17 protein-coding genes are annotated in these 22,031 nt (G+C 42.9%); 9 read left to right on the top strand and 8 right to left on the bottom strand.

Annotated features, from left to right (window positions below):
• Positions 1-22 precede the first annotated feature (22 nt).
• A complete protein-coding gene (locus SFV55_RS27975) occupies positions 23-1,627 on the top strand; it encodes a GMC family oxidoreductase (protein ID WP_320032895.1) in 1,605 nt (534 codons plus the stop codon).
• Between the two features lie 5 nt (positions 1,628-1,632).
• Here SFV55_RS27975 and SFV55_RS27970 read toward each other — a convergent pair whose 3' ends face one another.
• The 7 genes from SFV55_RS27970 to SFV55_RS27940 all read right to left on the bottom strand — a co-directional run bounded on the left by SFV55_RS27970 (position 1,633) and on the right by SFV55_RS27940 (position 10,819).
• Complete coding sequence (locus tag SFV55_RS27970; RefSeq protein ID WP_320032894.1) at positions 1,633-2,526, bottom strand: MBL fold metallo-hydrolase; 894 nt, start codon at positions 2,524-2,526, stop codon at positions 1,633-1,635.
• An 85-nt stretch (positions 2,527-2,611) separates the two neighbouring features.
• A complete protein-coding gene (gene moeB, locus SFV55_RS27965) occupies positions 2,612-3,709 on the bottom strand; it encodes a molybdopterin-synthase adenylyltransferase MoeB (protein ID WP_320032893.1) in 1,098 nt (365 codons plus the stop codon).
• A 204-nt stretch (positions 3,710-3,913) separates the two neighbouring features.
• Positions 3,914-4,951 (bottom strand): hypothetical protein, encoded by a 1,038-nt coding sequence (locus SFV55_RS27960; RefSeq protein WP_320032892.1) that lies wholly within the window; start codon positions 4,949-4,951, stop codon positions 3,914-3,916.
• 8 nt (positions 4,952-4,959) lie between these two features.
• Complete coding sequence (gene acs, locus SFV55_RS27955; protein WP_320032891.1) at positions 4,960-6,864, bottom strand: acetate--CoA ligase; 1,905 nt, start codon at positions 6,862-6,864, stop codon at positions 4,960-4,962.
• A 172-nt stretch (positions 6,865-7,036) separates the two neighbouring features.
• Complete coding sequence (fahA, locus tag SFV55_RS27950; RefSeq protein ID WP_320032890.1) at positions 7,037-8,236, bottom strand: fumarylacetoacetase; 1,200 nt, start codon at positions 8,234-8,236, stop codon at positions 7,037-7,039.
• A 12-nt stretch (positions 8,237-8,248) separates the two neighbouring features.
• Positions 8,249-9,406, bottom strand: coding sequence for a homogentisate 1,2-dioxygenase (locus SFV55_RS27945; RefSeq protein ID WP_320032889.1), 1,158 nt, complete (start codon positions 9,404-9,406; stop codon positions 8,249-8,251).
• Positions 9,407-9,484: 78 nt separating this feature from the next.
• Complete coding sequence (locus SFV55_RS27940) at positions 9,485-10,819, bottom strand: MFS transporter (protein ID WP_320032888.1); 1,335 nt, start codon at positions 10,817-10,819, stop codon at positions 9,485-9,487.
• Between the two features lie 647 nt (positions 10,820-11,466).
• Here SFV55_RS27940 and SFV55_RS27935 point away from each other — a divergent pair.
• From SFV55_RS27935 to SFV55_RS27915, 5 genes are all read left to right on the top strand, one after another.
• Positions 11,467-12,285, top strand: a complete 819-nt coding sequence (locus tag SFV55_RS27935; protein WP_320032887.1) for a polysaccharide biosynthesis/export family protein — start codon at positions 11,467-11,469, stop codon at positions 12,283-12,285.
• 18 nt (positions 12,286-12,303) lie between these two features.
• Entirely contained in the window at positions 12,304-14,631 is a 2,328-nt protein-coding gene (locus tag SFV55_RS27930) for a polysaccharide biosynthesis tyrosine autokinase (protein ID WP_320032886.1), read from the top strand.
• Positions 14,632-14,683: 52 nt separating this feature from the next.
• A complete protein-coding gene (locus SFV55_RS27925; protein WP_320032885.1) occupies positions 14,684-16,150 on the top strand; it encodes an exopolysaccharide biosynthesis polyprenyl glycosylphosphotransferase in 1,467 nt (488 codons plus the stop codon).
• A 225-nt stretch (positions 16,151-16,375) separates the two neighbouring features.
• The gene (locus SFV55_RS27920) at positions 16,376-17,533 is read left to right on the top strand and encodes a hypothetical protein (protein WP_320032884.1); all 1,158 of its coding nucleotides are present in this window, start codon (positions 16,376-16,378) and stop codon (positions 17,531-17,533) included.
• A gap of 46 nt (positions 17,534-17,579) precedes the next feature.
• A complete protein-coding gene (locus SFV55_RS27915; RefSeq protein ID WP_320032883.1) occupies positions 17,580-18,545 on the top strand; it encodes a glycosyltransferase family 2 protein in 966 nt (321 codons plus the stop codon).
• A 42-nt stretch (positions 18,546-18,587) separates the two neighbouring features.
• Here the strand turns inward: SFV55_RS27915 and SFV55_RS27910 are convergent, their stop codons facing one another.
• Positions 18,588-18,839: a hypothetical protein gene (locus SFV55_RS27910; RefSeq protein WP_320032882.1), complete on the bottom strand. Its 252-nt coding sequence runs from the start codon at positions 18,837-18,839 to the stop codon at positions 18,588-18,590.
• Between the two features lie 70 nt (positions 18,840-18,909).
• Between SFV55_RS27910 and SFV55_RS27905 the strand changes: the two genes are divergently transcribed.
• The 3 genes from SFV55_RS27905 to SFV55_RS27895 all read left to right on the top strand — a co-directional run bounded on the left by SFV55_RS27905 (position 18,910) and on the right by SFV55_RS27895 (position 22,021).
• A complete protein-coding gene (locus tag SFV55_RS27905; RefSeq protein WP_320032881.1) occupies positions 18,910-19,839 on the top strand; it encodes an O-antigen ligase family protein in 930 nt (309 codons plus the stop codon).
• Between the two features lie 66 nt (positions 19,840-19,905).
• On the top strand, positions 19,906-20,763 hold the full coding sequence (locus SFV55_RS27900) for a glycosyltransferase family 2 protein (RefSeq protein ID WP_320032880.1): 858 nt from the start codon (positions 19,906-19,908) through the stop codon (positions 20,761-20,763).
• A gap of 64 nt (positions 20,764-20,827) precedes the next feature.
• A complete protein-coding gene (locus SFV55_RS27895; RefSeq protein WP_320032879.1) occupies positions 20,828-22,021 on the top strand; it encodes a glycosyltransferase family 4 protein in 1,194 nt (397 codons plus the stop codon).
• The last annotated feature ends 10 nt before the right edge of the window (positions 22,022-22,031 follow it).

Raw genomic sequence — 22,031 nt, 5'->3', positions numbered from 1 at the left:
ATGCTCTTTAATATTTGATCATATGTTCGACTACATCATCATCGGAGCGGGTTCGGCGGGCTGCGTATTGGCCAATCGCCTCTCATCCAATCCTGGCAATCAGGTTTTACTGCTTGAAGCGGGTGGGCCGGATCGCAAACTGGAAATCCACATCCCGGCAGGTTACGCCAAATTGCACCGTTCAGAAGTGGATTGGGGTTTTGAAACCGAACCTCAGGCGCAGCTTTATGATCGCCGTGTATACTTGCCCAGAGGCAAAACCCTAGGGGGGTGTAGTTCGACCAATGCCATGGCCTACATTCGTGGAAACCACGAAGATTACAACGATTGGGCCAAATTGGGCAACCCCTCCTGGTCCTTTGATCAGGTATTGCCCTACTTCAAACGTTCCGAACACAATGAACAACTGGGTCAATTGGACCCCAAATACCATGGTCAGGGTGGCTTACTCAATATAACTTACAACCAAAAGTACCGCTCGGCAGCAGCTGAAGCATTTGTAGCTTCCTGTAAAGTTTTGGGTATACCTGAAAATCACGATGTAAATGGTGCTGAACAGGAAGGGACTGGATATTTTCAATTTAGCATCAAAAATCAAAAAAGGCACAGCACGGCTACGGCTTTTTTAAAACCAGTTTTGTCCCGGCCAAACTTGAAAGTGATTACCCAAGCTCAAACACAGCGCTTGTTGATCGAAAAAGACCGTGCAGTAGGGGTGGAGTTTTTGCAAGCTGGTAAGACCCTTCAGACGGCCAAAGCAAGTCGGGAGGTTATTTTGTGTGCTGGCGCTTTCCAAAGCCCCCAATTGTTGCTGCTTTCGGGTATTGGGCCTGCAGAAGAATTGAAAAAGTGGAGAATCGATAGCAAAAAGATATTGCCAGGAGTAGGCCAAAACCTGCAAGACCACTTGTTTGTCAATGCGTCAGCCATCACCCATACCAAAGGCATCAACCATGCACTAAAGCCTTTAAACCAGTTGCAATATTTGTTGCAATACCTCATTTCCAAGTCTGGCCCGATGACCATTGGCCCCTTGGAGGCGGTTGCTTTTACGAAAGTTTTTAAAGAAAATGATCGGCCGGATTTGCAGTTGCATTTTGCTCCCATTCAGGCTGATTACAACACTGATTTGCACAACTGGAAGACCCTGCCAACGGTGGATGGTTTTAGTATTTTACCGACTTTGCTAAAGCCCAAAAGCCGGGGTTATCTGGGGTTGCGTTCAGTAGATCCTAATGCAGCTCCTTTGATTCAACCCAATTTCCTGAGCGAAGAACATGACCTGAAAATATTGGTAGGAGGTATCAAACTGGCATTGGAGTTGATGGATCAAGCAGCTTTGAAGGCAATTACCAAATCAAGTGTGACGCCACCAGCCAAAGGCGCATCAGAAGAGGCCATCATCGAGCACATCAGGCGGAGGGTAGAAACGGTGTACCACCCCGTTGGAACCTGCAAAATGGGTTCCGACGAGATGGCAGTGGTAGATGAAGAACTCAGGGTACAAGGTATTGAGGGGCTACGGATAGCAGATGCTTCAATCATGCCCACCATTGTTTCCGGCAATACGAACGCCCCGGTTATTATGATTGCAGAAAAGGCAGCGGATTTGATTTTGGGGAATTAATTGCCTTACCCCTGTTCTGTCTTCTTGGCCCAATACCGCAGCAAACCCGCTACACTCATGTGTGCAGGGTTAGCTGCTGCATATTTTTCCAGATCAACCGGGGTAGCGCCACCTTCGATCAATTGTTCCTGAACGTATTGCTCAAAAATGGGTATAATCGTTTCAGGAGGAGTTTGATCCTCAAAATAGGGTTTGATCCAATTGGCCCAATCCAATAAACGCCTTTCCAGATCCAGCAAATGATTGGGGATATCCGCCCGGACCGATCCAAAATGGGTAAGGTACAATTCGGTTGGCTTCAAACTGGATAACAATCGAATGGACTGTAACCAATCTTCAACGTTGATGTCCGGTGGAGGGCATGGTGGAACCACTGATCCCGTTCCAATTTTTACACCTGCCACGTCTCCGGTGAAGATTTTATCTCCGATTTGCCAAACCAGGTGGTGCACTGCGTGACCAGGAGTATGCCAGGCTTTAAGGCTTAGCCCGTCCAGATAAATGGTTTCGCCGTGGGCCACTACGCGCAATTGGGCCTGCGGAATGGGTTTCATTTCTCCCCACAATACGTCCATTTGGTCCAAATAAATCCTCCGGGCCGAATTAAGCAGTTTTTCTGGGTTATTCATGTGCCTCTCGCCGAAAGGGTGCAAATAGATGGTGGCACCATGCTGCGCAAATGCCCAGGCGGCACCAGCATGATCAAAATGGATATGGGTAATAAAAACGTGTTTTATATCGGCAGGCCTATAACCATGTTTTGCCAAACCTGCTTCCAAGGCTGGAAAGGTAGAGTAGGGACCAGTTTCGATCAAAATTGGACCACTGTCGGTTTCAATCAAAAAAGCAGCAATTGCTTCCGAAGCGCCCAAAAATTGAAGGTCGAGGATATTGATCATAAGTTGGTTTTGATGGGCTAAAGATAGTGTGCTAATAGGCTAATCTGCTAATGTCATGATGGGTTAATTTCTTAATGTGCTCGCATCAGTTCATCGCCAAATTGTAGAGGTGTTGCCAACCCATTTGCCGTTGAAGGAGCAGGATTGCCTCCTTGCTTCGCACTCCACTTTGGCAATGGATGACTACGGGGTGCTGCCGTTCAATTTTATCGAGATTGGCCATCAACTCGCCTAGCGGGATCAGTAGTCCGCCCAGGTTGTGGCGGGCGTACTCCTCAGGCTGACGTACATCGATGAGTTGAAAGCTACGCCCTTGAACTCGCCATTGCTCCAACTCTTCCAGGGCAATAGTTGGGACTTCCAACTGAGAAGGGGTGCAGTAATAACTCGTTTCGCGAAGTGCGTCAATAGGATAAGGCTCCTTAGACATCAATTTGATGGAACGGGAACTCATACTGGCAGCATCAAACAAAAACAATTTCCCCACCAGAGGTTCGCCGATACCAGTGATGATTTTGATGACCTCATTGGCCTGGATGCTCCCTATTATTCCTGGGAGTACACCCAGTACTCCCCCCTCTGCACAAGAGGGTACTGTGCCTGGAGGGGGTGGTTCAGGGTAAAGATTTCGGTAATTGAGTCCACGTTGGCCATCGGGCAAAGGAAAATTAAAAACCGAAACCTGCCCTTCGTAGCGAAAAATAGAGGCGTATACGTTGGTCTTACCTGCCAGCACACAGGCGTCATTGACGAGGTAACGGGTTGGGAAATTATCGGTTCCATCAGCTACTAGGTCGTATTCAGCGATGATAGCCAAAGCATTGTCTGCATTTAAAGCCTTGTCGTAAACTTGAACATCAACATGAGGATTCAAAGCCTGAACGCGTTGCGCTGCCGTATGTGCTTTGGATTTTCCCAAATCTTCAGGTGTATAAAGAATCTGGCGTTGTAAATTACTTAGGTCAACGGTGTCAAAATCAACAATACCGATCTTGCCCACACCCGCTGCAGCCAGGTAGAGTAGGAGAGGGGAGCCCAAGCCACCCGCGCCCACCACCAACACTTTTGCTGCCTTCAGTTTTTGCTGGGCAAGCACATCAAAATCAGGTAGGGCCAAGTGTCGGGCATATCTTTGCTCTTCTATAGCCGTTAACCTTGGCAAAACCTCCGATCCGTAAATCATAGTGCAACTTTAGCCAAAAGAGAAATATTTTTTTTATATAACAAAAACTTTGATTAATTTTACCTCAGCGTTAAGATTTGACCAGGGTTTGACGATTTCATCGAGGTTTTTGAGGTCAGATTCAGCACGCTAGCACAACCACAATAACGTATAATCGGTTTTTGGGATAGCCTCTTTCCGCATTCGGGGGAGGCCTTTTTTTTTCTACCGATGGTATTTCTGCGTCAACAAATTGATATTGCTTACCACTATTTGTCCCATCGTAAAACACTTGTCAAAAATGTCATTCTTGTGGTGGTAAATCAGTTCCTCCCGAAGTTGTTGGATTTTTTCAGAAGGAGCGATGTCGTCGGCCATCATGGTTTGGAAAAAAAGTGCGGTTCGATTGGGCTGTGTCTTCATACGCACGGCCATCAAACTCCGTTCTTCCAATTGATACTGTAAAACAGATTCAGGTGCCATGTTGTTGATGCCCAAAAAAATAATTGGGTTGTTTTCCTTAAAATATTGGGGGAGATAAAAACTTTTACGCCCCTCATAAGACTGCTGGTCAAAATCGATGGCACGCATACGATATTGGTTGCCTTCAATATCTGGAGTGATGTCTACCACGTAGTTGTAGGAGCGCATGTCTCCCAAAAGCCGGGCAAAACAACGTTCATTGAATTTGACAAACTCCTTGGCGATTCGGGTCTTGTTAAAAACGGATTCATTCAAATGGCGTTTCATAAAATCATCACCTGGTACGCCGGCAATGTGCTCCTCAATCAAGGTACTGCCGCTCACCATATAAATCATGGTATTGGGCGAAAGCAAGTCCTCTAGTTCCAGCCCATAAACCCTTGAAGCATCCGCTTTTTTGACATAAAAGTGATCGTAGTTGTCGTTGATCCGGTTGATGATGCGGATGCGAAAAGGTTTGGAGTTGCCAAAATTGCAGTAGTCGATCCTGGCGATGGTCAGGTGGTCCAAAAGCTCCACATTGCCATCCACCTTGAGTAGCGAATAGATGTACTTCAGAGCCTGGAAAATTTCCTTTTGATCATACTCGGGGTAATACACTGTTTCCCAAAGGGTGTCGTTGCCCTCCTGATCAATTAAGGGTATTGCAGTATTGTAACGCAACAAGTCACTGTATTGTAGCGGCAGGTTGGTCGCACGATTGTATTTGTTTAAATACTCCAGTAAGTGTTCCTGAATGGGGTAGACCTGTTTTTTTTGAGAGGGTACGTTTCCTTTCATACATTTTTTTAAAGTTGTGCCGCCCCACTCTTGATCTCTTCCACCACTTCCGGGTTGAGTAAAGTGGATACATCGCCAAGATTGGAAGTATCCCCTTCAGCTACCTTACGCAGAATCCTGCGCATGATTTTGCCTGAACGAGTTTTAGGCAAACCACTCACGATTTGGATCTTATCCGGTTTGGCAATCGGACCAATTTCTTTACTTACCACGTCCAATACCTCTTTGCGGAATTTGTCTTCATCGCTGACAGGGTCAGTCGTAATGACGTAGGCGTAAATCCCTTGTCCTTTGATTTCGTGTGGATAACCCACTACTGCTGATTCGACCACGCCAGGGTGTTGATTGATGGCATTTTCTACTTCTGCCGTTCCCAATCGGTGGCCGGATACATTGATGACGTCGTCCACTCGGCCAATGATTCGGTAATACCCATCCTTGTCGCGACGCGCACCATCGCCCGTGAAATACATACCTTTAATGGGGCTAAAGTAGGTTTGGCGACAACGTTCGTGATCCCCGTAAGTCGTCCGCAAAATGGAGGGCCAGGGGAATTTCATACACAATAACCCTTCGACGTCATTTCCTTCAATTTCAACGCCATCTGAAGTGGTCAAGCAAGGTTGAACACCAGGCAAGGGTAGTGTAGCGTAACAGGGTTTGAGCGGGGTTATTCCAGCTAGGGGAGAAATTAAGATGCCACCTGTTTCGGTTTGCCACCAGGTATCTACAATTGGTGCGTTCCCTTTTCCAATTTTATCGTTGTACCAACGCCAGGCTTCTTCATTGATGGGCTCACCCACACTACCCAGTACTTTAATGCTAGACAAACTGTGCTTTTCTACCCAGGAATCGCCCTGTGCTTGTAGTGCCCGAATGGCAGTAGGCGCAGTATAAAAATGGGTTACCTGGTGTTTGTCACAGATTTCCCAAAAACGACCCGCATCTGGATAGGTAGGAACACCTTCAAACATAATCGAGGTAGCACCACTTAAAAGCGGCCCATAAACAATGTAAGAATGCCCGGTGATCCAGCCAATATCGGCCGTACACCAGTAGATGTCACCATCCTGAATTTGAAATACATTGCGGAAGCTGTAGGCAGTGTACACCATATACCCTCCACAGGTATGAACCACACCTTTGGGTTTGCCCGTAGAGCCCGAAGTATACAGGATGAAAAGCATGTCTTCGGAGTCCATTACCGTGGCAGGACAGTCATTGGATTGATGATTGACTTCTTCGTGCCACCACTTGTCACGCCCTGCTTGCATGGCAACAGGATCTTCTACACATTGATAAACCAGAACGGTTTCCACCGAGCCACAACCCATGAGCAAGGCATCATCGACCACCTTTTTGACAGTAATGTGTTTGGCTCCACGGCTGTTGTAATCCGAAGTGATCACCATTTTGCACTCCGCGTCCTTGATGCGATCTGCCAGAGAATGGGCAGAAAAGCCTGCAAATACAACTGAGTGTATCGCACCAATACGCGCACAAGCTAGAATCCCTATGGCCAATTCTGGGACCATCGGCATGTAAAAACAAACCCGATCACCCTTTTGAATGCCATTGGCTTTGAGGGCGTTGGCAGCTTTACATACTTCGGTATGAAGTTGGCGGTAGGTGAAACTGCGATTGGGTGCCTCGGGGTCGTTGGCTTCCCAAAGGATGGCCACTTGATCTCCCCGGGTGGCCAAATGGCGATCCAGGCAGTTTTCAGTGATGTTGAGCTGTCCTCCAAGAAACCATTTGACATCAGGTCCTTCAAAATTCCAGTCTAATACTTTATCCCAGGGTTTACGCCACTGAAAGGTTTCAGCTTGTTCAGCCCAAAAAGCTTCAGGATTGTCAACAGCGCGTTGGTAGGCCGCGTGGTATTCTTCAATGGTACGGATTTGCAGAGTCATGTTGCAGGTAATGTTTGATGGGTAAATTTAAGTGCTGTGCCCGAACAAGCAAAAGATTTGGGAGAAAAAGAGAGCTGTAATTGATCGGTTGGTCAGCCTGACCATTTCTACATATTAATCTAGTCGTTCTGAATAGGGTAGTAGGTTTTTGTCCCATATAAATAAGGTGAGTTTAAAGTGCAGGCAATACCGTCCCTCGGACTTCACCAAAATCAACCCTGACTCCATCTTTTTCCGCGAAGCCTTCAATGATAATGGTGTCCCCGTCTTCCAAGAAGCTGCGGGTACTGCCATCCGGGAGTTGAATGGGGTTTTTACCCCCCCAGCTCAATTCCAACAAAGATCCAAAACTATCCTGGGTTTTACCAGAAATAGTGCCTGAAGCCAGGACATCCCCTACATTTAAGTTACAGCCATTGATGGTGTGATGGGCAATTTGTTGTGCTACAGTCCAATACATGTTTTTGAAATTGGAACTGGCAATTTTTACCTTTTCACCATTGAAGGTTTGGAGGTAAACGTCAAGTTGCACATCAAAGTTCCGACGTTTATTTTCTTGAAGGTAAGGTAATACGACCGGATTCTGTACCTCAGCAGGTACCCGGAATTCTTCTAACTCTTCGATGGGAATCACCCAGGGCGCCATGGAGGACATAAAATTCTTGGCCAAAAAAGGTCCCAAAGGCACGTATTCCCAACGCTGGATATCGCGGGCTGACCAATCATTGAACAGGGCAAAACCAAAAACATATTCCTCCGCCTGGTTTACATCTATGGCCTCACCAATGGGGTTTCCTTTTCCAATGATGGTAGCCATTTCCAACTCAATATCTACCCGTTTGCTGGCTGAAAACACGGGTGGCGTTTCATCCGAAGCATTGATTTGCCCCTTGGGCCGATGAAAATTGGTACCCGATACAACAATTGAACTCGCTCGACCGTGGTAAGCTACAGGCAGGTGTTTCCAATTGGGCAACAAGGCCTTGCTGGGGTCACGGAACATTACGCCAACATTGTAGGCATGTTGCTCACTGGAATAAAAATCGGTGTAGTCGCCAATTTTTACTGGCAGGTACAAATTAACTGCTGCTTCGGGATACAAAAAGGCTTCCATAGTGGCATCCGGCCTTACAAACAATTCCGCTAACCTTGCCCTTACTGCATTGGTTTTGGCTTTGCCCAGACTGATAAAGTCGTTTAAAAAATCCTGGCGAAAGACCGTTTTTTTGATGCGCAACTTCTCAAAAAAACCAGCTTCAGCCAAGGCGAACAAATCAATTACCTGATCCTTGAAGCGGGCAGCGAGGCGTTTTTTTTGCCGGCCTTTAGAAAAAATCCCAAAAGCAAAAGGGAAGGTATTCATAATGGACATTTCTTTTTTGATTTATTCCAACCAGCTTTGGTAATATTTCCCATCATCGATTTTTAGCGCTGCCTCAGTGATAGATAGGGGACGGAAAGTGTCGATCATCACCGCCAGCTCTTCTGTTTTGGTCTGACCTATGCTCCGTTCGTAGGCACCTGGCGCGGGACCATGTGGAATCCCGGCAGGATGCAGGGTAATGTGTCCCTTTTCGATGTTGTTTCGACTCATAAAATCGCCATCTACGTAGTACAGCATTTCATCACTGTCTATGTTGGAGTGATTGTAAGGGGCAGGGATGCTTTGGGGGTGGTAATCGTACAAACGAGGGCAAAACGAACAGACTACAAAAGCTTTGGTTTCGAAGGTTTGATGTACGGGAGGCGGTTGATGCACCCGACCAGTGATGGGTTCAAAATTATGGATGGAAAAACCATAGGGAAAATTGTAGCCATCCCAACCTACTACATCAAAAGGGTGGGTAGGGTATAGCATGGCGTACAAAACACCTTGTTTTTTGATTTTGATGACAAAATCCCCCTTTTCATCAAAGGTTTCCAAGTCTTGGGGCAGTTTGTAATCCCGTTCGCAAAAAGGCGAATGTTCGAGCAATTGCCCAAACCAGTTGCGGTAACGCTTGGGCGTATAGATGGGATGAAAGCTCTCCGCATACAACAGACGGTTGTCTTCTCTTTCAAAATCGATCTGGTAAATCATCCCCCTGGGAATAAGCAGGTAGTCACCATATTCAAAAGGGATATTGCCCAATTGAGTGCGCAGGGTACCCTTGCCGCGGTGAACGAACAGGAGCTCATCAGCATCGACATTTTTGTAAAAATAACTCCGCAAAGACTGTTTGGGTGCTGCCAAACCAATGTGGATGTCGTTATTGACCAAGAGCGACGTGCGACTTTGTAGAAAATCGTCTTGAGGAATTATTTCAAAACCCTTAAGCAAACGGGCTTTTATACTTTTTGCCACTGCTATTTTGGGTGCAACATCGGTTTCGGAGAGAATTTCCCTTACCATCGTAGGCCGATGAATTTGGTAAAGCAGGGAGGACATACCATCAAAGCCGATGGTTCCAAAGAGTTGTTCATAGTACAAGCCCCCGTCTGCTTTGCGGAACTGGATGTGCCGTTTTGGGGGGATTTTTCCAAGTTTGTGGTAGATTGGCATATGGTTAGGAGTTGAAAATGGGTTCAAAATAAAAAAGCCCCGTCAAAATCGTTAACTTATGATTTAATCGGCACCAATTTAATTTTTCCCTGCCGTTTCCTTCAAAAAAGGATTGATGATCAAAGCAAGTACCATCAGACTCAGTGGATAGAGCAACCCAATATAAGGAGCCAATAATGCCCCGACCACCAGATTCGCTTTCAGAAACTCGGTTACTAAGGGAGTGGCTCCACCGATGAGGCCATTGCCAATGTTGTGGGCAAAACCCATACTGGTGTAGCGGGTTCTTCCTTCAAAGAACTCCGTCATGAATACCCCCATTGGGCCATACACCAAAGCACTAGACACCATATTGACGAAACAGAGCAAAACAAACAAGAGGGTCACGCCGGTGCTGATGGAATGGGCCTCAGTTAAATGGCCGGGATTACCCAGCGTATTGAACAGGAAAAAGGAGAGAGGAATTGAGATCAGCCCCAGTAAAATCCCAGCGTAGATCACTTTTTTGCGGCCGATGCGGTCACTCAAAGCCCCAGCCCATTGAAAAAAAGGAGTGCCTAAAAGTAGTGCCATTGCCAAAATAATAAAACTGAGTTGTTCATCAATTTTTACCGCCCTTTGTAAAAAATAGAGGGTAACAAACTGGGAGGTGTGCATGATGGCGCTTTGAGCGGCATTGCCACCAAAAATGAGCATTAAGATCAATCGCCATTTAGGGAAACTGTCGAGGGATTCGCGAATGGGGGATTTGGAAACATTCCCACCGTCCTTTAGTTGGTTAAAAACGGGAGTTTCTTCCATCTTTCGGCGCACGATGTAAGAGAAAAATACCAGCACTGCACTAGACAAAAAAGGCAAACGCCAGCCCCAGGTGTTGAAATTTTCGGTACTCATTAAAGACTGGGTGCCAATGACTACCAACAAACAGAGCAACAATCCGACTGGCACCGTAGCTTGGATGAAACCGGTATAAAAACCGCGTTTGTCGGTAGGTGCATTTTCGGACACATAAATGATGGCACCTGAATATTCGCCGCTGAGGGCAAAACCTTGAGCCAAACGCAAAACCAGCAGCAAGATGGGGGCCAACCAGCCAACCTGTGAAAAAGTAGGAATCAAACCAATCAAAAAGGTAGCTGCTCCCATCACCAGTAAGGAAAGTAAAAAGGTCTGCTTGCGGCCTTTACGGTCGCCCATACTCCCAAAGAATAAAGAACCTAGTGGCCGAATGAAAAATGAAGAGCCAACGATGGCTAAGGTCTCCAAAAAGTAGGTGCTCTCTCCCCCTGGAAACAGTTGACCACTAAGGGTTTTGGCCAAAATTACCGCTAAAAAAAGATCATACCATTCTAATAGGGTTCCAGTGGCCGAAGCGAGGATGGCCATGCGCATATTGGCAGAATTAGCAGACATTAGGATTCTTGATTTTGAAAAAAAAAAATATGTTCAGAAACAATTAGTGTTCAATTTTTCTTCGCCTGATAAAGCTAATATCAATTGCCGATACACCAAATTTTATTCGTAAAAATATCCGCAAGGTTATGAGTTTATCGGCTTATTTTTTTTTGAGGGTAAAATGGGTGGCCATCCCTTTCCAGTATTATTTTTTTTTTTACAGTAATCATTTCATTATTCCATTTAAATCACTATATTTGAGCTTTAATTGTGCATTTGCACAGAACCCAGTTGTTAAATTAAATTTATATGTAATGTGCTGTTTGCCTCCCCCCCCCTGGATTCATAATTCGTTCAATTTGTTTTGTAATATTGATTCCTAACACTACCTGTGTACTGAGTATTTCCCTTTATTCTACTCACATTTGTGAGTAATTTACTATTACGCTAACACTAATTTAACTTTGGTTTAACCATGGTTGTCTACCTTGCGGGGATAACTAACTGCTTGTTGTTGGAATATTCCAATGATTTGCATTTAGAAATCGTGTGTTTAGACGATCTGCATTTCCTTTAAGGCCTTTGCCTTTTTGGGTGGGTGAGTAATGCATGCAGGAAAGCATTGCGACTTATCGATGGCGAAGCCGTACCAAAAACGAACCGATTTGTTCCATACTGGAAAGAACATTGTTAATATATTAAAAATGCGTATTTATTTAACTACAATTTGGGCTTTTATTTTGCTTGTTATGGGTTCAAGCTGCGTGTCACACAAACAACTGGTCAATTATCAGGAAGATTTTTCTGATACTACCCAATTGCTTAGTTATAAGTTGCCAGAAATCAAAATTCAGCCTAATGACGTGTTGTCAATAAAGGTGTTTGGTTCTGAAATGGAATTGGTGGCACCTTTTAACATAACGTCCAATCAGCAAGGTGAGAGTTTTGTCAATATCGAAGCCATCCAGCTGACTGGATTTCTAGTAAATCAACAAGGAATGATTGATTTTCCGGTTTTAGGGCGGTTGAAGCTAGAGGGCCTGAGCGTTACGGAAGTTAAGGATTCCCTGGTGGAAAGACTAAAAACATACCTGAAAGATCCGGTTGTCAATGTAAGGCTACTGAATTTCAGAGTGACAGTTTCAGGGGAGGTTCGGAATCCTGGCGCATTTAATGTAGTCAACGAGCGCATTTCCCTGCTTGATGCTTTAGCTCTGGCGGGTGATTTGACGGATTATGCGGATCGAAAAGATATTTTGCTTGTTCGGGAAAACAATGGAGTGCGGTCATTGAATCGGATTAACCTTCAATCGGCAGCTTTTTTCCATTCAGAATATTATTTCTTAAAGCAAAATGATTTGATTTATGTAAAACCCTTGAGGTCCAAGGCTGGTGCGGTACAAGACCAGAGTTCCAAAGCCGTGCCCATTTTGTCTGCCGCCGCAACAGTAGCAGCAGTTTTGATTGCCCTATTTAAGCAGTAACAATAGAAAATTAGTGCCATGAATGAGTTTGACTATCAAAAAGCGATTTTGCTGAACCAAGGTGGAAATGATTCTGCGGAAGGTCAAATCGACTTTTTCGGGATGTTCAGAAATTACGTTCTTAACAAATGGTACATCTATTTGGTTTGTGGGATCGTTAGTTTGGGGCTAGCCTATGTTTTTTATAAAAAACTTCAGCCAGTCTACCAAATAACCAGTAAACTATTGATCAGAGAACGGGAAGAAAATTCTGGATCTGATGATGACTTTATTAAACGCAATTTACTCCTTTCTGCAACATCGGATAAGGCCAGCAACGATATTGAAATCTTGACCTCCTTTTCCTTGATGAATTCAGTCGTGGGGAAGTTGGGGCTCGAAACGAGGTATTTCTGGAAGGACAAGTTATCAGAACGTGATGCTTATAAGGACTTTCCAATCGTGGTCGATACCTTTTCACTAAATCTCATCGACAATACTACTTTTGAAATAACTCCGATCAACAAATACTCCTTCAAATTTTCGCAGGGATCCAAGTCCGGAACGTATAAGTATGGCCAACTATTTTCTAATGAATTTGGAAAATTCCGCATCTCCCGAGTTGAATCTTCACGGATTGCGCCAGGAAAAACCATGCATGTTGAGTTTCTGGATGCCAAAAAAGTTGCAAAGAAATACCTGGATAATTTAAATATTGAACTGAGCAGCGAGAAAAACAACTCCTCAGTTAGGGTTTTGACTTTGGTTGACGAAGTACCTCAGCGGGGAATTGATGTGTTAACCTATTTGATGGAAAAATTTGACCAGGTCAAAAGCGAGGCGAATACCGAAATCACGCTTAAAACCCTGGAACTGTTGGATGGACGGATTCGGGACATCAGCCAGGAACTAGCATCTGCGGAAAGCACCCTCGAAGCTTTCAAACTGAACAACGAAATCATCTCGTCCACCACTTCTGATCTAGAAACAACCTTGGGTGATGTAAAGGACCTGACTAGGGAACAACGTAATTTGGAGTTGCAGTCAAGAATGCTCCAAGCTGTAAGATCAGAACTGAGGGATAGCAGTGATAACTTTAAGATGCTTCCCATTAACCCCTCTTTGTATGATGGTAAAGTACTTGGTCTGATTCAGCCCTATAACGACTTGGTTTTGCAAAGAGAGCGGCTTTTGATGTCAGGCCAACCCTCCAATCCGATTGTACAATCAACCAACCAAAAATTGAGGAGCTTACGCAATTCAATCGTGTCTGCTATTGGCAACATGCAAGATGATGTTGAACTGAATTTGAGTAAACTCCAAAATCAATATGATAAATCCAATAGCCGCTTGCGCAGTGTACCCATGAAGGAAAGAGGACTGGCCGATAAAATGCGCACCCAAGGAATAAAAGAAAACCTCTATGTGTATTTGTTGCAAAAGAGAGAAGAGGTTTCCATGGCATTGGTTAGTGATTATGCCAACTCCATGATTGTAGATCCTCCATATAGTTCAATTGATCCTGTTGGTTTAAAAAAGGCTCAGATTTTTGGAGGAGCGGGATTGGTAGGAATGGCAATTCCCTTTTTCCTGATCGTACTGTTGGATTTTTTCAAAGGAGCGATTAGGACCGAAAAAGACATTAAACAAATTCTCCCAGAGAATAAAATCCTGGGAATAATCAATCACCAAAACAAAAAAAGCCAACAACTTTTGTTAGGTGATCCACAAAATTTAGCGACTGAACGGTTCCGAACCATCAGAACAAACCTGCAGTTTTACAATCGGGAGAAAACGAAATGTATAATGGTTACCTCCAGTACAAGTAATGAGGGGAAAACCTTTATTGCTACGAATTTGGCCCGGAGTTTTGCCTTAGGCAAGAGAAAAACGATAGTTGTCGACTTTGATCTAAGGAGACCCTCCGTCAATAAATTTTTCAATGGGAACGCGGAAATCGGCTTAAGCAATTTCTTCCTGAATGAATTGAAATTAGAAGAAGTCATCCAAATTTCAAATGAAATTCCCAATCTGCATTTCATTTCAGGAGGCCCGGTTATTGTCAACCTATTGGAGATCATTACTGAGGAACAATTGTCCAACCTGTTTTTCTACTTGAGAGAAAACTATGAGGTCATCATCGTTGATTGCTCCCCAATTGGAATAATCGCCGACAGCATTTTGCTCAATAAGTATGTGGACAAGTCCCTTTTTGTAATCCGTTCCAGCTATACCAAGAAGGTCATGATCGAAAAGGCCAAAGAATTTTTCGAACAGCATAAATTAGTTAACCCTTCTATCATTTTTAATGATGTGAAGAAACAAGACGATGCCTATGGTTACACCTACACCCATTACAAAAACTAACGCTCCATTTACTGTATAAACAACTAACCAGTTTAAACTAATTATTTTCACCATGAATCATTCACTTACACAAATGCCTGTTTTACGCAAACAGGTAATCCACCAACATTCCCATCAAGCTGACCCAGGAAAGGTAGAAAGAGAAACTGCCCGGCAACTTTCACTAGCTGTCTTTTTTGATTGGGTAATCGTGAACCTTTCTTTGCTTGCTTTTTTATTGCTCCAAATTCCCTTTAACCAACTGGCTGGCCGGGAAATGGCTAGAGAGTTTAACCTTATGTTTTTGATTTTTAATTCAATCTGGCTTATCTATCTTCCGTTTACGGATACTTACCGTGTGTTTGAGGGGGCTAGATTGGATTTGAAAATCAGGGATTTATTTTGGAACACCTTGATTTATTTCGGATTAATCACCTTGGTTTATTACCAGTTTTTCTTCGAGACTTTCGAGGTGAATTTTTTGATGCAGTCTTTTTCTGCATTCATGGTCTTGTCAACCATTTCCCATTATTCCTTTCGGTATTACAACCGGAATAAGGTAATTGATTTGACCTATGCAGTAGTAGGGGGAGGTAACACCAACCTTAAATACCTGGAAAAAGGGCTTTCGTCCATTTATGGAGACGGTAACGTATTTTGTATTGGGCGTTTTGCGGGGGAAAGCCTTCCGGATGTTCCCAGTTTAGGTACCTATGATGATATAGACGCCTATTTGTTGGAAAACAAGGGCCGCATCAAGAAGCTGTTTTATTTCTACAGCGATTTACCCAAGGATATGGTGCAACGCATTATTCAACTCTGCCGGAACAATTACATCGATTTTGAAATCGTGCCGATTGGGGTTGATTTTTTTGAACGTGGTGTTCATGTAGAACAACTGGCCCACCTACCGATCGTTCGGCGCAAAAAGGAACCTTTGTGCTTACCCCACAATAAGTTGCTCAAGCGTTGGTTTGATATTTTATTCAGCATAATGGCACTTATGGTGATTTTACCATTCTTTCCGCTGATTGCTTTACTGATTCGATTGGAGTCAAAAGGCCCTATTTTTTTCATTCAAAAGCGGACCGGTTACTGGAATAAACCTTTTGACTGTTTTAAGTTTCGGACTATGACGGTCAATGAACATAGTGACCAACTGCAAGCGGTAAAAAATGATGCCCGGGTAACCAAAATAGGTGCCTTTTTAAGGAAAACCAATATTGATGAGTTCCCCCAATTCATTAATGTATTATTGGGTGACATGTCAGTTATTGGCCCAAGGCCTCATATGATCAAGCACACGGAGATTTATTCCAATTTGATCGACAAATACATGATTCGCCATGAAGTGAAGCCAGGGATTTCTGGTTGGGCTCAGGTCAATGGTTGGCGCGGCCCTACCGGAGAACTTTACCAGATGGGCAAACGAGTAGAGTTTGATGTTGATTACATTGAAAACTGGAGTTTCTGGTTCGATTGTAAATGCATTTTTCTAACGGTTTTCAATATGGTGAAAGGCGAAAAAAATGCATTCTAAATCCAGTGAAATAAGGACTTTCCGAAAATGAAAGGAGAAACTGAAAGTTATACCTCAGGCACGAGAGACAGGAATTTTAACAATCAGGTTTTTATCTCTTTAATCCTAAAAGGTGCGAGCGTAGCGCTCAATTTGTTGCTGGTTCCCCTTTACATTCAGTTTCTTGGCCAAGAAATTTATGGGGTGTGGGTTACACTTATTGCTAGTGCTAACTGGATCCTTTTTATGGATATTGGCATTGGAAACGGCATGAGGAACAAGCTATCCGAAGCTTTGGCGCTGGGTGATTTTGATGCTGCAAGGGAGTATGTATCTACAGCTTACATCGCTCTTGGCGCAATTGTGATCACCATTGCCATCCTGACGGTATCTTTGTTCGGCTTTTTAAACTTTCCGGCAATTTTTAACACTACAGTGATTGATGCCTATCAACTGAAAATAGGTGTTTTAATTGTGGTACTAAGCATCATTTTTAATTTTTTGTTGAGTTTGACGAATGCTGTTTTGAATGCCCTTCAGAAAAATAGCTTCATTTCGTTGGGCCTGATCATCGGAAATTTTTTAATGCTGCTTGTTTTTTTGCTGTTTTCGAACACCATTGCCCCAGAGTCGAGGTTCTTGTTTATTGCCAAATGGTACAGTTTTTCATTAATGGCCGGATCGATTTTGTTGAGCTATTTTACGTTTAGATACAACCCACGGTTGATCCCTAGTATTCGTTTTTTCGACAAAAACAAAATAAGAAGCATCGCCAATCTGGGGGGGCGCTTTTTTATACTTGAGATCTCTGTTGTGGTTGTATTGACGACGGATAGTTTGATTATTTCCCAACTGTATGGTGCTGCAGAGGTAACGCCCTATTACGTGACCCAGAAAATCTTTCAGGTTGCTACCATTCTTGCAAGTATTCTGGTTCAGCCGCTTTGGTCGGCCAGTACGGAAGCCTTTTCAAAAGGGGATTCGGACTGGATAAAAAACAAGCTGAAATTCTTGCTTAAGGTATTTGTGGTTTACGTTGTGCTTGTACTTGGGATCATTTTATTTTTTCAACCCATAAAAAACATTTGGGTTGGTGAAGCAGTGGTAGTGCCAGAATCCCTAAAGTGGTTTATGGGCCTTTATGTTGTGCTGTGGTTTTGGAATAATATTTTTAACAAAGTTTTGAATGGGTTGAGCGTATTGTACACTCAAATACTAGTGGCGATAGTGGGTATCGTCATCAACATTCCCTTATGTTTTCTTTTTGCAAAAACTTTTAATATGGGGCTGAGTGGCATTGTTATGGGAGCAATTGTAATCCTAGTCATAGCTGCTTGCATCTATCCTATCCAAAGTTATTTGCTGCTGGAAAACAAAGCAAAAGGCATCTGGGCTAAAAAATAATTATTTATCGACCCTAGTCCGAATCTTCAAATTTAAACTATTTGCCATGTCATTGACCAATCATTTCCCAATAGTTAGCGTCGGTGTTCCAAGTTACAATCGAGTCAAGTCACTGGAAAAGGCAATCGATTCGATTTTGGCCCAAACTTATCAGCACCTCGAAATCGTGATTTCGGACAATGCATCCACCGACCAGACCGAAGATTATGTAAGGGCACTAATGGAGAGAGAACCTCGGGTTCGGTATTATCGTCAGCCAATAAATTTTGGCTTAGCCCGGAATTTTGAATACGTTTTGGAAAAAGCCACCGGTAAGTATTTTATTTTCCTGGCTGATGACGACACCTTTGAACCCGACACCATTGAGAAATATGTTGATTTTATGGAAGCCAATCCAGACTATTCCCTGGTCAGTGGCGATTTTGACCTTGTTGACGAGGGGAAATTAATTTTTCGGGAGCTGGCGGTTGATTACGAATGGTCTAATCCCATTCTGCGCACCCTCAAGTTTTATGCTGAAGTAACCCTGGGGTCCATTTTCCACGGCTTGATGCGCCGGGAACAAGGTCAAAGGATTCCCTTTTATTCTACACTGGGTGCTGCCTGGCATTTTGTGGCGAGTTTGGTTTTTCAAGGCAAGGTAAAACGGCTTGATTTTGTAGGATACAATAAGGAAGCAGGTGGTGTGTCTGCCGGATTCCATGGTTATGCCAGAAACTTGGGTGAAAAAAAGATTTGGGGCTATTTCCCCATTACCAAAGCCGCTATAGATACCATCAGCGAGATTGGTTGGAGCAACCGGGTCTACCACAAGCTCAACCCGGTGATTAGGCTGTTGGCGGGATGTGCTGGATGCCTGCTGATTTTAGGCCATTACGGCTTGGTGATTAAACCCAGAACCTGGGCCGGGAAAATTTTGAGAATGCTTCGCATTAAGACTCCTAATGAAAGGCGATTCCAAAAATTAACCACTAACTTGCCACAGGAGCAAAAAACGCAAGCTAGCTCGTAGTGCGCTTGAAAAACATTTATTCATGAAGCGAAGCAGGCTGAATTATATATTGACATTGCTCTTTTTGTTGTTGGCAGCAAAATCGAATATTCTGTCATCCAGTAATATGCTTTGGTTTTTGGTTTTGCTTTCCTTTTTATTTGTGGCTTTGAAATTCAATGCATTAACCAAAAAAGAGCTGAGGATTTTTGGCGGGTTTTCAGCTACTTTTTTAGCATTTATTTTCATCAGGAATGTTTTGTTTAACAGCCTTCCTGTACCGTTTTTGGTCAGTGATGTACTTTTTTTATTCAAGTTTCTTTTTTTGAGTTTTTTATTCGTGGCCATTTTAAAGCATGAACTCAGTCAAAACCTCATCAAAGTAATGACTGATTTGACCCTACTTTCTTTTTTCTTTTTTGCATTTCAATTAATAGCAGGGGAAGCTTTTTTCAATTTTGTACTAATGTTTCATTTAACCCCTCAGGATCCTCCCAGTGATATATTTTCCAATTGCCTGGTTTTTACCTATACCAAAGAATTGCATGATTACCGAAATTCAGGCTTTGTTTGGGAGCCGGGGGGCTTTGGGTGCTTTTTGATCATCACGCTGACTTTGAATTTATTCATCAACAAATTCACTTTTGACCGCAGTTCAATTATTCTTACCATCGGTACCATTACAACAGTTTCTACTACAGCCTATCTGGCCTTGTTGATCCTTTTATTAATGGTATACCGCTATAAGCATCGGAAAATTAATTTGGGAGTAGTACTGATGATACCTGTTTTGGTGCTAATTATGGTTAAAACCCCACTTATAGGCGAAAAAATAGTTTCCCTTTACAATAGTGATATGGAAAATCTGGAAAATATTGACCATTTGTCAAGCTATTACGACAATATAGACATGCAAATGCGTCTAAACCGTTTCGCAAGTATCACCTACATCTATGATTTATTCAAATACAAATTGATTTTGGGGGTTAGCAATATGTACGATGAATTGATGAATAGAGTATACAATGTCAACATATCCAACGGGATTATGGATTTTATGGCCAAATATGGCCTAGTTGGTTTTTTATATTTAATGAGTTGTTATGCGAAATTTTGCAAAAGAAATGTAAAGTACAATGAATGCACGGTCTACTGTATTTTGGTTATGATTGTACTAGGTTTTGGTTCTCCAATTTTGACTACCCCCATAGTGCTGATGTTTTTATTTCTTCCTTATTACAAATTACCAGAACCTATTTATCTTCTGGTCAAAAGGCCAGTTCTGTTAAATAGTGAATTTTCTTCTGCAAACTAAGCGTAGGTCTGAATATTTTTATCTATAACAAAAATAATCAGACTTACTCAAAGCTGAAAAAACCATATGAAAATTGCAGTACTGTTGGCTACCTTCAACAGAAAAGACAAAACGCTTGCATGTTTGCATAACTTGAAAAGCCAGGAAATCCCAGAGGGTCCGGATTTGGAAATTTTTCTAACAGACGATGCGTCGACAGATGGAACAAGTGAGGCGATACAAGCGCAATTTCCGGAAACAAATGTCTACCATGGGAATGGCAGTTTGTTCTGGGCCGGGGGTATGATCCAGTCTTGGACGAACGCCCTCTCTTCTAAGGCCGACTATTATTTGTTATTGAATGATGATACCAATCTCAAAAGGGATGCTGTGAAAATTTTGTTGAATTGTTGTTCAGAATTCTATACAAAACATGGTTCGCAGGCCATTGGTGTTGGGACGACACAAGACCCAGACTCCAAAGAAATTACGTATGGTGGAAGGAAATTGTTTTCAAAATACAAGCCTCAAAGTTATCGGGTACAGCCCGGGGAACACAGCATCGAATGTGATATGGCGAACTCAAACATCATGTTGGTCCCAGCTGAAATAGTAACCAAAATTGGCATTTTATCCAAAGAGTTCACCCATGCGATTGCAGATTTTGATTATACCTTAAGAGCCCGGAAAGCTGGATTTTCGGTAATTGTAGCGCCGGGTATTTTAGGAGACTGCGCCAATGATCATGCACAAAACTGGAAATCTAGCCAGGTGAAACTTTCGGAAAGGGTGAAATACCTGTATAGTGTAAAGGGATTGGCGTATAAGGAGTATCTTTTATTTATAAAAAAACATTTCCCTTTAAACTTACCGGCGTCTTTTTTCAAATTATGGTTGAAAACATTATTCCCCATTGTTTACGACCTGTTCAAAAAAGCAGCTTAAATGTTTGCTTTATTGACCTCATCAAGATGCAACGATATTTTTGTTATGGACAAAACAATTTTGAATGAAAATTTTGATCATCCACTCATTTTATCGGGAGACGGGTGGCGAAGACAACATGGTGCTTGAAAAAATAGCTTTACTTAAAGCCGCGGGCTTTGACGTTGAGCTTTTGGGATTTCAAAACCCTACAAAGTTTTTGGACTCAATTGTTGATCTATTTTTTCTACTTTTCAATGTATCTTCATTCATTAAAACCTTGAAGAAGATACGTGGATACCGCCCAGACATCATTCATTTGCACAATTGGCATTTTGCCGCTTCGCCTTCTGTAATTTTTGCTGCTCATGTATTAAAAACACCCTTGGTATTAACGGCACACAATTTCCGACTGCTCTGCCCAAGTGCGATACTTTTTAATAACGGTGAACTTTTTTTAGAAAGCTTGAAGGAAAAATTTCCTTGGACGGCCATTAAAATTGGAGTATACAGAAACTCAAGCTTGCAGACTTTCTGGCTAGCTTTCTGTGTCTTTGTGCATAAAAAATTAAAAACCTGGCAAAAAGTAAGCAAATTCATAGTTCTTTCAGATTTCATGAAAGACATTTTTTTACAATCTAGTTTTGGGATAGCTGCCGATAAATTTGTTACCAAGCAAAATTCTATTCCAGACCCAATTGTTTGGGCAAAAAATGGCAGAGGCAAACATTTTGCATTCGTAGGTAGATTGGTAGTCGAAAAAGGGATTGAAGTTCTGTTGAAGGCTTTTGCCAATACCGAATTCCAACTGCATATCTATGGTTATGGTCCTTTGGAGCAAAAAGTAAGGGATTTTGCAGAATTGCATCCAAACATAAGCTTTAAGGGAGCACTGCCGCATGAAAATTTGTTTGCAGAATTGCGTAAATGTAGTGCGCTTATATTTCCTTCGATTTGGTACGAAGGCATGCCTTTGACCGTAATAGAAGGACTTTCAACGGGCACCCCGATTATTGCGAGTAATTTGGGTGCAATGTCAACAATGATCCAGAACCACAGCAATGGTTTGCATTTTGAAGCCGGAAACCCGCTTGATTTAGCCCAGAAATTGGCTTACTGGAGTGCCCGTTCTGAAGAAGAAAAGGCGCAATATTCACAAAGAGCAAGAGCCACTTATGAAGAAAATTATACCCCAGAAGCCAACCTTCGACGTCTGTTGGCCATATACAGTGGAGCGATAAATGAATATAAGCTGAAACTTAAATTAACCGACAAATAAGCAGTACCTG

The organism is Haliscomenobacter sp. (assembly GCF_033763495.1).
Lineage (GTDB): Bacteria > Bacteroidota > Bacteroidia > Chitinophagales > Saprospiraceae > Haliscomenobacter.
Note: the sequence above shows the minus strand (reverse complement) of the source record. Positions and strands in the feature narration are given on the sequence as shown.